This window comes from Mesorhizobium sp. RCAM 05099 (genome assembly GCF_059683685.1).
In genome coordinates, this window is the sequence record NZ_CM185035.1 from 5,856,164 (window position 1) to 5,870,198 (window position 14,035).

Annotated in this window: 14 protein-coding genes; 2 read left to right on the forward strand and 12 right to left on the reverse strand. The window is 61.3% G+C overall.

The genetic code is table 11. The features are described from left to right. Window positions 1-351: 351 nt before the first annotated feature. The gene (locus tag AC56QQ_RS28840) at window positions 352-1,575 is read right to left on the reverse strand and encodes a hypothetical protein (protein WP_497124232.1); all 1,224 of its coding nucleotides are present in this window, start codon (window positions 1,573-1,575) and stop codon (window positions 352-354) included. Window positions 1,576-2,179: 604 nt separating this feature from the next. Between AC56QQ_RS28840 and AC56QQ_RS28845 the strand changes: the two genes are divergently transcribed. Then, window positions 2,180-3,886, forward strand: coding sequence for a hypothetical protein (locus AC56QQ_RS28845; RefSeq protein ID WP_497124233.1), 1,707 nt, complete (start codon window positions 2,180-2,182; stop codon window positions 3,884-3,886). A gap of 225 nt (window positions 3,887-4,111) precedes the next feature. Here the strand turns inward: AC56QQ_RS28845 and AC56QQ_RS28850 are convergent, their stop codons facing one another. The 11 genes from AC56QQ_RS28850 to AC56QQ_RS28900 all read right to left on the reverse strand — a co-directional run bounded on the left by AC56QQ_RS28850 (window position 4,112) and on the right by AC56QQ_RS28900 (window position 11,921). Continuing rightward, complete coding sequence (locus AC56QQ_RS28850; protein WP_497124234.1) at window positions 4,112-4,603, reverse strand: DUF4145 domain-containing protein; 492 nt, start codon at window positions 4,601-4,603, stop codon at window positions 4,112-4,114. 352 nt (window positions 4,604-4,955) lie between these two features. Beyond that, entirely contained in the window at window positions 4,956-5,513 is a 558-nt protein-coding gene (locus tag AC56QQ_RS28855; RefSeq protein ID WP_497124235.1) for a hypothetical protein, read from the reverse strand. Window positions 5,514-5,533: 20 nt separating this feature from the next. Next, complete coding sequence (locus tag AC56QQ_RS28860) at window positions 5,534-6,268, reverse strand: cytochrome c biogenesis CcdA family protein (RefSeq protein ID WP_497124236.1); 735 nt, start codon at window positions 6,266-6,268, stop codon at window positions 5,534-5,536. Window positions 6,269-6,294: 26 nt separating this feature from the next. Further along, window positions 6,295-7,092, reverse strand: a complete 798-nt coding sequence (locus tag AC56QQ_RS28865; protein ID WP_497124237.1) for a DsbA family protein — start codon at window positions 7,090-7,092, stop codon at window positions 6,295-6,297. 62 nt (window positions 7,093-7,154) lie between these two features. Then, entirely contained in the window at window positions 7,155-7,889 is a 735-nt protein-coding gene (locus AC56QQ_RS28870) for an SCO family protein (RefSeq protein WP_497124238.1), read from the reverse strand. Beyond that, complete coding sequence (locus AC56QQ_RS28875; RefSeq protein ID WP_497124239.1) at window positions 7,889-8,215, reverse strand: hypothetical protein; 327 nt, start codon at window positions 8,213-8,215, stop codon at window positions 7,889-7,891. The genes AC56QQ_RS28870 and AC56QQ_RS28875 overlap by 1 nt, the downstream gene beginning before the upstream one ends. Window positions 8,216-8,229: 14 nt before the next feature. Then, window positions 8,230-8,751: a TlpA family protein disulfide reductase gene (locus AC56QQ_RS28880; RefSeq protein WP_497124240.1), complete on the reverse strand. Its 522-nt coding sequence runs from the start codon at window positions 8,749-8,751 to the stop codon at window positions 8,230-8,232. Further along, complete coding sequence (locus AC56QQ_RS28885; RefSeq protein WP_497124241.1) at window positions 8,748-9,350, reverse strand: DsbE family thiol:disulfide interchange protein; 603 nt, start codon at window positions 9,348-9,350, stop codon at window positions 8,748-8,750. Before AC56QQ_RS28885 ends, AC56QQ_RS28880 begins: the two co-directional genes overlap by 4 nt. 170 nt (window positions 9,351-9,520) lie before the next feature. Next, window positions 9,521-9,961 carry a DUF411 domain-containing protein gene (locus tag AC56QQ_RS28890; RefSeq protein WP_497124242.1) on the reverse strand — a complete coding sequence of 147 codons (441 nt, stop codon included), beginning with the start codon at window positions 9,959-9,961 and terminating at the stop codon, window positions 9,521-9,523. Window positions 9,962-9,990: 29 nt separating this feature from the next. Next, entirely contained in the window at window positions 9,991-11,409 is a 1,419-nt protein-coding gene (locus AC56QQ_RS28895) for a multicopper oxidase family protein (RefSeq protein WP_497129161.1), read from the reverse strand. A 149-nt stretch (window positions 11,410-11,558) separates the two neighbouring features. Then, window positions 11,559-11,921, reverse strand: coding sequence for a hypothetical protein (locus tag AC56QQ_RS28900; RefSeq protein WP_497124243.1), 363 nt, complete (start codon window positions 11,919-11,921; stop codon window positions 11,559-11,561). A gap of 350 nt (window positions 11,922-12,271) precedes the next feature. On the opposite strand from AC56QQ_RS28900, the gene mepK reads away from it, so the two are divergent. After that, window positions 12,272-13,975 (forward strand): peptidoglycan L,D-endopeptidase MepK, encoded by a 1,704-nt coding sequence (gene mepK / locus AC56QQ_RS28905; protein WP_497124244.1) that lies wholly within the window; start codon window positions 12,272-12,274, stop codon window positions 13,973-13,975. Window positions 13,976-14,035 lie beyond the last annotated feature (60 nt).

Genomic DNA, 14,035 nt, shown 5'->3' on the forward strand with positions numbered 1-14,035 from the left:
CATTCCTGATCCGTGCGCGATTGTAACCATAGTGGCACCACGCACCCACGGGACCACCGCCGGACCACACCATTCGACCGAGAGCTACACCAGTTTTGTAACCAAATTGGTGCCATATCGGTTGCGAATTGAAATAGAGCTCCGTACAGAGGTTTCTCGCACCCCCGCCCTTCACTCACTACCAGCGAAGACCTCCCCGCGCGTCCTTGCCCCCGCCACGGCTCGAACTGGTGCGGTTCGGGGTTTGCCCTACCCTGGATTTCGTGGAATTGTCGAACCAGGTGCACACGACGGTCGATGGCGCCGGTCCCCCTCGCACGCCCGGCAAAGCCGACCGCCCCCCGATCTGGTCTATCCGCCCGTCTTCGTCGCCTCGTCCAACGCTTCGCTGATGATGCGACGCAAGACTCGCGACTGTTCCGACATGGACAGGATGCTCGACCATCCGGGCGGTTGCTTCCAACCTTTACCCCAATGGCTGTCGAGCAAATCGTCGAGTGCATCGCAGGCGCCCAACTCCACCTCGGTCATCACGTAATTGCCTTCGTTGGCCAGCAGCAGCTTGATAGCCAGCGGGTAGACGAAGGCAGCGACGACGAGATGCTGCTCCGCAGTCCAGTTGCGCGAGAACTCGGGCTTGACCTTGCCATGCACCTCGGCGCTACGAACCTCATACAGTTCTTTCATCCACTTGCGATGCACCGGCCAGCCGGGCTGTCGTGGACCATATTTTACATGCGGGTCGACCTTGACGCGCTTCGCATTGGCCACAGTTCGACGGGCATGTGCAGCCCAAACCTCAGCGAAGCTCTCTGCCACAGCGTTGGCGTTGGCGGTCACGGGTGACGCGGTCGAGAGATCAAGCAAGCGCTCGAATGCGAGGGCCGACAGCATGATGCAGGCGGTTTCGGGTAGCTCTGATGTCTCGGCATGGCCGAGCAGGAAGTACGGCAGCGACTCAGTGACGGCATTCCACACCTTCGATCTGCTGAGCCGGGCTCGGTCGAGCGCCTTGACGAGCGGCAAAGACGGCTGCGGGCACGCCGTACCGATTGCTTCGTGGGGCATTTGAAACAGCACGTCGCTGACCTTGAGCCCGCCGATGCGCAGCAGACCGCCTCGGCGGCGAACCATCAGCGACAGAGTTCGGTCATCGCCAAGCACCACGCCCTGACCGACAGGCCGAAAAACCGTGGCGTTGATGTGCGGACTGAGCGGCGATTCGAAGAACCGCTGTTCCGACATCACGGCAAGCGCGAGGCATTGCGCGGCTAAGGTCATTCTCGGGTGCAGTGATTCAGGAATATCCCACGCACGACCATGACCGAAGCGCAGCACGAAGGTGCAACTCTTGATCGGCTTGCCGAGATAGTCGACATATCGCGCGAGGTTCAGCGCGGCATGCTTGGCGATTTCCGTGCCGAGTTCGGCCTGCAAATTGTCGAGGCGCGCCGGAACGAACCGAAAGCCGCCGACCCGGACCGATGTCGGCAGGGTCAACCACGGGAGAAACCAGAACACGCCGCGCACAGGCGGCTTTAGTTCCGCGATCTCGGCGACCAGATCGCTGATCACTTTTTCTGCCCTCGGCTTGAGGATTTCGACGCGGGCGATTGTCGCCGATTCGCAGCGCGCGGCAAATGTCCGCGATCATCATCACAGCTTTCGCCCTTCGACCGCCCGCATCTGCGCTCGCCGCCAGTCTGCACGGCGCGACTCCTCAAGCAGTTCGAGCAGGCGGGTCGCCACGGGGCGCTTGTGGTCGGCGGTCATGTAGCTAACGTCGCGCAAGAGTATCGCGATAATTCCACTGGGCGCTTTACCCATAGAAAGACCCGAACGCCGCCGCCCAGCCAATCGGAGACCGTCGACGCCCTTGTGCCAGCGCTGGAGTGGTGACGAAAGACGCCACCCTCAGTCCTGGCATCAAAGATGTGTCGACGCCGCACATGCGCTTACGCGCAAAGAGGTCGCGAATCGCAAGGATGACGCGCGGTAGACAGCCCGAGCACGGCCGACCGTTCGACGCATCAGGCATGACCCTTATTCACTGAGAAATGTTGAGCTAGCCCCTAAGTCTGTCGACAATAAAGCTGCGGACGGCAGTGCTGACTCCTTTTACTGCGCTGAAACCTGACTATCTTTCAGGCGGGATTTATTCCCAGTGGGGGGATTTGCAATGGATGACGAAGACAAGCTGCTGAAGCGCTTGCAGGAAAGTGCCGAAGACCTAGGCCGGCAGTTATCGGGTAAAAGCAATTTCCCCATCGAAGATTTCCTTGATGTTGTCGAGCTGGAAGGTCTGAGAGACACCTTCGGCATCGACCCAGAATCTTTCACTGCGGATGACATGACCCGCATCTTGATGGTGCAAGGGCCGCTCTACGCCCTTGTGGAACAGGTCAATGAACTCGATGCCGAGGGCAAGCATTCGATCGAACAGATTCTGAATGCTTTGAACCGAATGTACGTCAACGCTCAAGCCCATCTCAATGCCAAGACGGCAATACAGCAGGTGGCGAAGCAAGCGTTGGAGGCTCAGGAGCATACCCGGCCGATCCCAATCAACCCCGAGGGACCCATTGGCCAGACCATCGTCAACGCCTCGACCGAGGTCATCAACAACGTTCACGTCACGAACAACCAAATCAATATCTCGCTCCTAAATGGCTGGGACGTTGATGTTCTAAAAAACCTGCGGGTCCAAATCCGGCGCCTCAGCGCCAGCGCATTTGCGGTGAACGTGAAGGTCAACACTAAGGTGATGTTCGAGGGAACCATCCAGTTCCTTTCGACTACGGCCGATCGGGTTCTGTCGGATCTCCGCGACATGGCAGCCTTGCTGAAGGAGTCCTTTGGATCGGCCGAGGCTATCGTAAAATCGCTGGATAAGGTCATCCAGTCCGGTACCAAGTTTGTCCGGCTTGTGGGGAGCCTCATCCAAGATGCTCTCGGCGATGCAGGCGACCATAAAGAGGTCAAGCTGAGCCTGCGCAACGCGAACAATGCAAAAACCATTACGGCCGGTTACACCCTCGCAGATGGCAAAGGTGTGCTGTGCGGGCGGAGCGGGGTGATTTATACGATTACCCCGAATGGGCAGGTTACGACTGGCACGGCCGATGGCGTCGGTATAGTGAACGGCGTTGCCGAACTACAAGACGGCAGACTCGTACTTGCTACCAGCGATGGGATGTCTGCCTGGACGCCTCGGTTCCAAGGCGGCGGTACGGAACATTCTCGGCTTAGAACGAAGCTTGCAGCTGTCGCAGCTCAACACTTTCAGGGTAGCGAGACGGTTGTTGCAGCCAATTCATACGGTGACCTTGACCGCTGGTGGTTTCCGGGCGGCCGCCCTGACATCTTCGGTGACCAAGGCCCCACATTGCCAGGTCAGAAAAACAGGCACGGGCGCGTGATTAACCTGCTCGCCATGGGCGAGCGCACGGTGGTTGCCCGAGAGCACGCCATTGTAGTGGTGGATGGTGATCTGGAGCGCGAGCGCGAAGTTCCGTTCAACCAGTCTATCAATGCGATGTGCAGGCTCAACGAGACCGAAGTCGTCATCGTTGGGGACGGCCTCATTGCCGTCGTGGATACTCACGGATTGCCGGTTCGGCTTCTGCCGACGCCAGTGCACTCGTCTTACATCTCCGTTGTCGTGCTGGCCGAACACCTCATTGCTGTGTGTGATGGCAAGGGGCGCGTGGTAGCCGTCGATCTGAGGTCGGGCGCCGAACTGGGCGAGATCGACATACAGATGGAGTCACGCGGCCTGATCACCGTCGGAAAATTCCTAGTCGCCTATGGGGGCACCTGGGACGCTCAGTCGCGCGCAATGGCCTTCATTTTGTGGGAAGAGAGGACTGCGGCGCAGCTGACTTGACCTTCTTCCGCCATGTTACAACCCCTTCGCCTGAGCATAAGGCGACGGCTTTGGGGGCGTGTCGGCCAGGTAGGCGGTGAACTCCCGCTCCAATGCTGCCACCGCCTCGTCTTTGGTCGGCTCCCTCCCTCGCTGCCCGCCGTGAACACGCCAGCGCTGGTCGTTGGTCACCCCCAAAGCCGTCGCCTTATGCTCAGGCGAAGGGGTTGTAACAGGTCGATCCGGTCACTTCGCGTTGAGCCTTTCTCTCCACAGCTTGATAAGTTTGTCGGCGATATCGAGGATTGTGCTGGCGAAGGCATCCTCAGCGTCCTTGCCCGTCCCTTGGGCCGCATCAAGCTTCGACGTCAATTGGGCAATCTCTTCATTTTCAAACGTTAGGTGCGCGTCGGCATGTGCAAACCTGTTCCGAATTACGCGAATCTTATGGATCTCGGCGGCGAGGTCAGGCGAAATGAAGCCGAAGGCCCGGGCGATTTTGATCTTATGGGAGAAGGTCGACAAAGGGCCGTTCTCATAAAGCGACTCCCGAAGATTGTTGGATTTTTCGGGCATGTTGGCCTCGAGCACCTTTGTAAGAATCCCTTCGATCCATGTTGCCTCGGTCAGAACCCTCCCAATGATCGTGCGCTCGCCCAACTCGCGGAGCCGCTTTTCTACAGCCTCCATCGGGCTTGACGCGGTCGACCGAGACCCTGCCATCTCATCTTTGTCCATTCTGCAAGCGTAGCCCTGAAATTGAGGGGGTGGCAAACCCGCAAACCGTGCCAATTGGAGCCGTGGCGGGGCCAAGGACGCGCGCGGAGGGGTGCCTTCAGTGTGAACGCGCACGCTATTCTCATCTGAATATAGCGTAGTGTTAGCTCCTTTCGTTGCAAGCGCAACGGACGTTGCATGCCGACCTGTTGAGCCAGGTCCTTGCAGCCATCGCACCCGACACCACGACGGACAGATCCCTCGCCGCGAGCTAATCCAGTTTCGTGGTAGACGCCCTGATGTCGGTCCTGGCCTGATGGATGGATCGCTACGGCGGCAGTCCGCTTCACTCAGTCATGCCGCCACGCCAATTTTACATACCACCGCCACAACCGTCGGACAGGTTCCACACATCCACGATCTGCTTGCCGGTAAAACCGTGTTCATGGATCAAGTATTTCGCCAATCCGCCATACATCTTCCAGCGCCAGCATTGGCAACAGCACGGGCCTTTCTCGTTCGAATTGGCCATCGCGTAGTCATAGGATTTCTGCTCGTCGACGGTGAGTTGCATGTCGTAGTACGCTGTCGCCTGCTGCGCGGTCGCCGCCGGGATGTCGTAGGGATCCTGCGGGACCATCGCAATGTCGCGGTATTTGGTCAGGCCTTCCGTCTGTTCGGAGTAGCGCTTCAATTCCATCGGGCTGCAACACGAGCCCCTGATCCGCGATATGGCCGGCATGGTGGCGATCGAGTCCGTAAACTTGCCCGAGCAGGAGCTGTTGCCGTTGTGGCTGAGATCCTCGAAACGCTTGATCAACCACGGATCGCTGGCCGCGTCCGCAATGTTCGCGCTGATGAAGACGATCAACCCGGCGACGGCAACCGCCACAGCGAGCGCTTTTCTCGGGAGGTTCGAAATAGGGGACATTGAAAACTCCTCTCCGGCCTTCAGCCGATGCGCGTGAAAATTGGGAACTGCTCGAGCAGCCAGAACGAGAATGTCGACATTTGTCCGGTGATCATGGCGAGCCCCATGACGACCATGATTGCGCCGGCCGCCGGTTGCAGCAGCCGGCCCGCCTGGCGCATCGCCTTCAGCCGCCGCGCCAGGCTGTCTGTGAAGAGCGCAGCAAGCAGGAACGGAACGCCCAGGCCAAGCGAATAGATCGCCAGCAAGGCGACGCCGTCGGCGACCGTGGCGGAGGCGGCACCCACGGTCAGGATCGAGCCGAGGATCGGGCCGATGCAAGGCGTCCAGCCAAAGGCGAAAGCAAGACCGAGCGTGTATGCGGAAATCGCGCGTCCGCCCGGAGCGGCCGCGTGAAACCGCGCCTCACGCACCATCCAGCCCGGGCGGACGAGTCCGATAAGGAAAAGGCCGAACAGGATGACGACGGCGCCGCCGACAAGGTTGAGCTCGACGCGGTAGCCGAGCAGCAATCGGCCGAGCGCCGTGGCGCTGGCACCGAGCACGATGAAGACGGTCGAAAATCCGAGCACGAAGCACAGGCTGAGGCCCGCCGCCGACAGACGGGTCGCCCGATCGTCCGGCGCGTCCATTGGCGTCCTGCCGGCGACATAGGACACGTAGCCCGGCACCAGCGGCAGCACGCAGGGCGAAAGAAACGAGACGATGCCCGCCGCGAACGCAGTCAGCACGCCGATGTTGGAGAGTTCGGGCATCGATCAAATTTCCGCGCTTGCCGGTGTCATTTCTGCAGAGTCCGCGCCCGCTCGATCAGTTTCTTCATCGTCGCAAGGTCGGTGGCACCGGGAAAGATCTGGTCGCCGACGACGAACCCCGGTGTTCCAGTGATTTTCAGCGCCTGGGCCAGCTCCGTGTTCCGGTCTATCGACGCCTGGATGTCGGGTTGCTGCATGTCGTTCTTTAAGCGCGGAACGTCCAGGCCGGCCTCGGCTGCAACCTTGAGAACGATCGCCTCGGTCACCCTTGTCTTGGCATTGAACAGAGCCTTGTGGAATTCCAGGTATTTGCCCTGCCGGTGGGCAGCGAGCGCTGCCTTGGCCGCGAACACCGAAGCCGGGCCGAGAATGGGAAATTCCTTATAGACGATCCTAAGTTGCGGATCGTCGGCCGCGGCTTGCGTCATGATCGGCGCCACCTGGCGGCAATAGGGGCAGTTGTAGTCGAAGAACTCGACCATGGTGACGTCGCCTTGCGCGTTGCCGCCGACGGGGCTTTGCTTGTCGCGCAAGATGTCGTCGGCTCGCGATGTGAGCACCGCCTTTGCCTCTGCCGCCTCGGCCTCGCGCTGGCGCGCGTCCAGACTTTGCAGCGCCTGCATGACGACCTCCGGATGCGAGAGAATATAGTCGTGCACCCGCTGGTCGAACTGGTCCTGAGACATTTCACCGGCCGCGATCGCCGATCGCTGTGCGCCCTGAAAGCCCGGGTTGAGCAGGAGCCATCCTGTCACTCCGGCAAGCAGAAGCGTGCGGACAAGCCAGCCCCCGTATAGATTTGCCTGTTTTAGCCTGCTGATCATGTACGTCTCTCCTTGTTATCCGTTAAGGCGGCCGGGTCGGCATGCCGCCGATGAAAACTGCGTCAAAAGAGGTCTTTCAGTTTTGCCAGCCACCCTTCGTCCTGCTCATGGTGCGGACGCTCGACGTCGTTGGTGAGCGCGTTGACGAAGGTGACGAGATTGATCGGCGCAAAATTCAGGCCATGGAAATTCGCCCGCCAGCGGCCCTGCTTGTCGATCACATGGGTGACGGTGCCGTGCATCTGATAGCCGTCATCCGTCAGGGCAAACTTGTGGCCGAAGGCTTCCGCCAATTTGCGGGTCGTGTCCTCCGGCTGTTCCTGGGTCGTGGTCAGGGGCAACCAGTTCACCGGGTCGAGCCCATGGGCCGGCCCGTAATTGCGCAGCACGTCCGGCGTGTCTCTCGTGGGATCCGTCGTGATGGTCACGAAGGTGACCTGATCCTTCATCGGGGTGCCGTTCACCATCGTCTGGATCTCGGCAATCTTCTCGGCATGGAGAGGGCATACATCCGGACACGAGGTGTAGATGAAGTGAAGGACGACGACCTTGCCACGCAGATCGGCCATCCGCACCACGCGCCCATCGGCGGTGCGCAGCGTAAAATCGGGCGCCGGCTTGTCGATCTGCTGGAAATATTTTTCGTCGCCTTGAAGCATTGCGTCGACCTCATCCAGCGAGTGCGCTTCCGCGCTATGGACAAAGCTCAAAACCAGCGCTGCCAGCGCGATGAGGCTGCACAGCTGGTGCATCCCCGGCGACAGAGCCTTCGGCTCGTTTTGGACCAGGACGAACATCACCTATTGTCTTTCAGATTGATGGGCACCGCGGCGGCCCCATCGCTGTCACCGTCGGCTTTTGGGGTAACTTTTTCGGTCGAGCAGGCGCGGCCGGTCATCCTGTTCATGCAGAGGCCAAGCGCACACATGGCGACGCAGGGCAGGACGCTGAGCAACAGCGGCGCGACGCCGACCGCGACCAGCCAGGTCCAGTTGAAGGCGAGGCCGGCAATGGCAATGACCGCGCCTGCAGCGATCAGGCCCCGCCGATCGCCGAGATAGTTGCGGATGGCGAAGTCGCCAACGGGCGAGTCCTTGGCTCGGGTCAGTTCCGTGGTGGTCATCTCATTTTCCTTTCTCAGTCTGCGGCGACATAGCCTCGGATGAACGCGACCATGTCGGGCGCGTCCCATTCGGCCGGACCGATCAGCCGACCGACTTCCTTGCCCTTGCTGTCGATCAGCAAGGTTGTCGGCAGACCGAAGACGCCGAGCGCGAACATTGCCTTGCTCGATGTGTCGATGTTGAGGGCGAGATGAGCGATGCCGATCTCCGTGAAGAACTGTTTCACCATGTCCGGGCTGCGATCTATCGACAGCGCGACGACCTCGAAATCTGGCCCGCCGAGATTGGCCTGCAGCCGGTCGAGCGTCGGCATCTCTTTCCGGCAGGGCGCGCACCATGTCGCCCAGATGTTGAGCAGCACGACCTTGCCGCGGAAATCCGTGAGCGTTCTGGGTTGCCCGCCGGCATCCTCGAAGCTGATTTCCGGCACCGGCAGGGGAGCCTCGTGGACGGCAAAATTCTGCGGCGGCTCGATAGCGGTTGCGGGCTTCACCGCGAGTATTGCGCCGAAGAGGACGAGAGCGAGCATCTTCATGGTTGCCGCTCCTTCGCTTCCGTCCTCAGGCGCTCGACCAGCGGCAGGATCGTCTTGTCGAGCGCCTCTTGCGTGACCGCGCCAATGTGCTTGTAGGCAATGCGGCCGTCGGCGCTGACCACGAAGGTTTCAGGTACGCCGTAGACGCCCCAGTCGATGGCGACGCGGCCGTTCAAGTCCGCGCCGGTACGGGTGTATGGATCGCCCATCGTGTCGAGCCATCTCGCCACGTCGTCGGGCCTGTCCTTGTAGTTGAGCCCATGCAGCGGCACGGTCTTGCTTGCCGCCAGCAGCACGAAAACTGGATGCTCCTCGCGGCACGCCAGGCACCAGGAAGCGAAGACGTTGACCAGCGAAACGTCGCCCCGGAGGTCGCCGCTCGACAAGCCAAGGGTGCGGCCCTGGACCGGCGGCAGGCTGAACTCGGGCACCGGCTTGCCGATCAGCGCCGATGGAATATCCGACGCGTTGCGTGTGAGCCCCCAGGCAAGCACGATGGCAAGTCCGACGAAAACCATCACAGGCAGGACGACCAGCAGCCGCCGCCAAACGGGCCGGCTGGCGGGCCGATCTGATCCAAGGATGTCACCGCGGGCCATCATGCCCCCTGCCAAACGTGATTCCCTGCCCCGTTCGCACATATCTTGCGAGTGCCGCCACGGTGAGCAACAAAACTACCAGGACAAGAAAGCCCGCAACGGACAGAAACGTCATGGCCAGCCAGGTTTTGGCAGGGCAATCGGACATATTGGCCATCATCGCAATGCCCTCACTCCGTTGCGTAGACGGTAGGTGCTCTGCCGTCCTTCGTGAAAGCGTAGATCTTCCAGGTCCCGTCTTTCTCGCCACCCATGCCGGGAGCGCCGGTCGGCATTCCGGCAAGCGTGATGCCGGTGATGGCAGGCCGTTCGGTCAACAGTTTCTTGACGATGTCGACCGGCACCAGCCCGTCGACGACATAGCCGTCGACCATCAGAGTGTGGCAGCCTTCGAGATCGGCGGGCACGCCGGCATCGCTGCTGATCTGGGACAGGTTGTTGACGGGTTTGATTTCGACCTTGAAGCCGTTGTGGTCCAGATACCTGGCATAGGATTCGCAGCAGCTGCATTGCGGGTTCTTGTACATCACGGCATTGATCGTCGCCGCAACAGCGGGCAGCGGCGTTGCTATGGCGACCGCGAAGGCGGCGAGAGAGTAGGTCAGTTTCATTGTAGTTCTCCTTGGTTGAATGGAAGGGTTCAGGTCACTCGGAAGATGGTCATCAAACCGGCCATCTGGTGGTCGGCGACATGGCAGTGCAGCATCCAGTCGCCTGGATTGTCGGCGACGAAGGCGCATTCGATCCTGTCCTTGGGAGCGAGCAGCACCGTGTCCTGCCATTGCCGGTGCGGCACCGGCGAACCATTGCGCGAAAGCACCAGCATGCTGAAGCCGTGGATGTGCATGGGATGCCACCAGGCGGTTTCGTTGCGGATGGTGAGATGACAGGTCTTCCCGCGTTCCAGCGTGAATTGCGGCGCCATGCCGGCGTGGCCGTCGCCGGTCATCGACATGCCGTTGATCGCCCAGGCAGCGGCGCCGTTCATGCCGGGCATCGCCATGCCCATCATGCCGCCGACGCCTGCGAGTTTGCCGCCGCCCATCATGCCGCCCTGCAGCACGATCTGCTGGCGTTCGGCATTGGCCAGGTCGGGTTCCGGCAGCGGATTGGCCGGCAAGCCGACAGTTCCGTCGAGAGGGTTGGCCCGCAGCGGCGGCATGGCATCATAGGCAAGCGTGGTCAGCGTGTAGGCGAGGCCGTCATAGAAATCGTCAGTCACGGCATGGCGGCTGCCGGGGTCGCCTTGCATATCGAGCACCACATCCATGCGCATGGCCGGCGCCAGCACCAGGCGGCCGTCTTCCGGTTCATGCGGGTCACAGGGCTGGCCGTCGATCGCGACGACGACCGGGCGGTGGCCTTCGAAGCGCAGCGCCATGATGCGGGCCAGCGAGGCGTTGATCAGCCGCAGCCTGACGCGCTCGCCCGCTTTCACGCCTTGATCTGCCGGCACCGTGCCGTTGATGGTGACGACATTGCCGACGCGACCGGACATAGCCGCATCCATCGCGCTGCCAAAGCCGGCGGCGATCTGCCTATCGCCGGTCAGCCGCCAGTCCTGGAGCATCCACACAAGGTCGCGATCCACAACAATCGGCTCGGCCTCCTCGACGATGAGGGCGCCGGCGAGTCCACGGCCAAGCTGCACGAGGCTGTCGGCGTGCGGGTGGTACCAGAAGGTACCGGCGTCGGGCGGCGTGAACTCATAGACAAAGCTTGTTCCCGGCTTGATCGGTGCTTGTGTCAGGCCGGGCACGCCGTCCATGGCGTTTTGCAGCCGGATTCCATGCCAGTGAACCGTAGTATCCTCGGAGAGCCCGTTCTGGACCGTGATGCGAACCGGCCTGCCCTGCTGCACGCGCAATGTCGGGCCGGGCACCGCCTCGTCATAAGCCCAGACCGTAGTCCAAGGACTATCCGGACCAGCAAGGCTGGCGCGGCCGTGCGCTGCCCTCAACTCACGCTCATCGACCTCAGATGCCCGGAGTGACCTCGCGGTCAACAGGGTTGTCGAGGCAACGCCCGCCGCCGCAACGAGAAATCCGCGGCGCGACATGAAATGACTGAAATCGGAATTCACCCTTGTGCCCTCGGCGATCTCAATCGATGGCGGCCATCGATTGATTGCTGTCCGCACCCGCCGAGCAAACGCGCGCAGCGGGTGATCAAACGCCAGAAATCAGCCGCAGGACGACTGAACCAGCGTCAGACGAGATCGATGGGTCTTGGAGGGAATGGGTCGGGCACGGAACTTCGCCCGCGCAGGAACGGGGCTGGTAGCGCCGATGGCTTCTGGACCCGCAGAACCATCCTCATGGCGAGATCTTGAGGCAGCACAGCCAGGACAGGTGCGACGCATACCGGCGGACAGTGCATCGGGTTGCCCTTGTCGCCCGCGCCCTTGAGGCAAGCCTTGCAATCGCCGTTCATGGCGGAACCGGTGGCCATGCCGACATCGGCGGGCATGGTCATGCCGCTGCCGGTCATCATAGTCATCTTGGCCGACATGACGTTGGCCTGAGCGGCAGAAAAGCTAAACCCGACAGTCAGGAAGACCGCGAGCAGCATGGCAAGGACGTGTTTTGGCGACGATCGTGCCTTCATGTTCTCAGGCTGATCTCGAAATACGAATTTGGCAAGCCAAAACGAAAATCTGCGATGTTAGAGCAAAACCCTTCGTCGGATCGCGAGCGCCGCCACCGCCGATTGCTCAGACAGACGCGCCCTGTTCGTTCTTTTGACCGGATATCGCCACGGTGTTACCGCATTTCGGCTCCAGTAAGCGATGATTAACCATTTAGGATCGATATCGGATGTGACAACAACGCATCCGTTTGGGCAAATCCGGGGACAAACGGCAGCCTGCAAGGCCTTTTGATTTGAGAGTCGAACGACATACAAACGGGCGGCATTGTCATTTGAATGGCTGGTCGAGATGGCTGGCAGCGGCAATTCTTGCCGTCTGTTTCCTTTCAACGGCCACGACCGGCGCCAGCGCAGAGACACGCTCTCTGAAACTCTATCACCTCCACACGCAGGAAAAGGCGGAGATCGTCTACAAGCGCAACGGCCGCTACGACCCGGATGGGCTCAGGAAGATCAACCTCATCCTGCGCGACTGGCGCCGCAATGAGCCGACCAAGATGGATCCGCGCCTGCTGGACCTGATCTGGCAGGCTTATCGGGCCAGCGGCGCCACCGACTACATCCAGGTCGTCTGTGGCTATCGTTCGCCGGCGACGAACTCGATGCTACGCAGCCGCAGCAGGGGTGTGGCCGAGAAAAGCCAGCATATGCTGGGCAAGGCCATAGACTTCTACATTCCAGGCGTGCCGCTAAAGAAGCTGCGCAACATCGGTCTCAAGATGCAAGGTGGCGGCGTCGGCTACTATCCGTCGTCCGGCTCGCCCTTCGTCCACATGGATGTCGGCAATGTGCGCCACTGGCCCGGCATCAGCCGCCAGGAACTCGTCAGTGTGTTCCCGGATGGCAAAACACTGCATGTGCCGAGCGATGGCAAGCCGCTGCCCGGCTATGCACAGGCGCTCGCCTCCTACAAGTCGCGCAAGGGCGCTGGCGCTCCGGCCATCGAACTGGCCAGCGCAGGTGGCAGCACCAAGAAATCCGGTGGGTTCCTCTCTGCCTTCTTCGGTGGCGGTGACGACGAAGCCGACGACAGCGCCGATGCCAGTGTTGCGACTGCGCCCAAGCCGAGGGCCGCGAAGCCGGCAGCGAACGCCAAGAGCAGCAACCTGCCGGGCATTGCCATCGTCGCGCCGAAGGATGCGCAGCGTGCCGAGATTCCGCAGGTCGCCGATGACACCACTTCGGAGCCGCAGCAGGAGACGCCGGAGACGATCATCGCGGCGCTGCCGGCGCGCAGCATCCCGCTGCCTGATTTCGCACCGCGTCCGAAGACCGATGTTAGCTCCCAGACGCCTGAAAATATTCCGTCCGGCATGGCTGACGCGACCGAGCAGACTCTGGCGACAGCGCCCGGTGTCGCCGATCCGGCGCTGGTCGCGGTCAACAGCATCCCTATGCCGACTTGGCGTCCGGACCATACTTTCCTTGGGCCGCCGCAAGACAACGACGTGCTGGCGCTGGAGGACGCGGCGTCGCACAACCCGACTGCCACTGACGCCCTCCCGGTGCAGCGGCCGGATAAGGCCGTTGTCGATCAAGCAAGCACGACCGACGCATATCAGGTCGCCTCTCTATCGGCCTTCACCGACCCCTCCGGCATCGATGCCGCATCGCCGCGCAGTGCCACCGCCGTCCTTCCAGCGGGTTCCGATCCGGCTTTGGCGATCAGCTTAGGCGCGAAGACCACTGGCAAGGAATCCAGAGCCATCGCCGGTGACCCACAACATGGTCACAGGGCAGCAGTGACACTTGCCGCCGCGCCGCAGGCCGCCCGCTGGGCACTGAACAGCGGCGAAAACGTTGCCACCGTTTCCAGCGCAACGACAGCGCCGCGCTACGCCTACAATATCGTCCATACCCCGCCGAGCGAGGTATATACTGCAGGCTTCCAGTCGGACAACCAAATTGCCGACGTCAACCGGTTCACCGGCAACGCCGTCAAATTCCTGTCGGTGGCGCGCTTCCAGACCAAGTAATGGATGGCCAGCCCGAAGAAGCACGCTCCAGCGCGGTCAAATTTCGTTAACTCTGCTGAC

Coding starts and splice junctions, on each gene's coding strand:
- AC56QQ_RS28845 (WP_497124233.1), top strand. CDS start 2,180: ATGGATGACGAAGACAAGCTGCTGAAGCGCTTGCAGGAAAGTGCCGAA.
- AC56QQ_RS28850 (WP_497124234.1), bottom strand. CDS start 4,603: ATGGACAAAGATGAGATGGCAGGGTCTCGGTCGACCGCGTCAAGCCCG.
- AC56QQ_RS28855 (WP_497124235.1), bottom strand. CDS start 5,513: ATGTCCCCTATTTCGAACCTCCCGAGAAAAGCGCTCGCTGTGGCGGTT.
- AC56QQ_RS28860 (WP_497124236.1), bottom strand. CDS start 6,268: ATGCCCGAACTCTCCAACATCGGCGTGCTGACTGCGTTCGCGGCGGGC.
- AC56QQ_RS28865 (WP_497124237.1), bottom strand. CDS start 7,092: ATGATCAGCAGGCTAAAACAGGCAAATCTATACGGGGGCTGGCTTGTC.
- AC56QQ_RS28870 (WP_497124238.1), bottom strand. CDS start 7,889: ATGTTCGTCCTGGTCCAAAACGAGCCGAAGGCTCTGTCGCCGGGGATG.
- AC56QQ_RS28875 (WP_497124239.1), bottom strand. CDS start 8,215: ATGACCACCACGGAACTGACCCGAGCCAAGGACTCGCCCGTTGGCGAC.
- AC56QQ_RS28880 (WP_497124240.1), bottom strand. CDS start 8,751: ATGAAGATGCTCGCTCTCGTCCTCTTCGGCGCAATACTCGCGGTGAAG.
- AC56QQ_RS28885 (WP_497124241.1), bottom strand. CDS start 9,350: ATGGCCCGCGGTGACATCCTTGGATCAGATCGGCCCGCCAGCCGGCCC.
- AC56QQ_RS28890 (WP_497124242.1), bottom strand. CDS start 9,961: ATGAAACTGACCTACTCTCTCGCCGCCTTCGCGGTCGCCATAGCAACG.
- AC56QQ_RS28895 (WP_497129161.1), bottom strand. CDS start 11,409: ATGTCGCGCCGCGGATTTCTCGTTGCGGCGGCGGGCGTTGCCTCGACA.
- AC56QQ_RS28900 (WP_497124243.1), bottom strand. CDS start 11,921: ATGCTGCTCGCGGTCTTCCTGACTGTCGGGTTTAGCTTTTCTGCCGCT.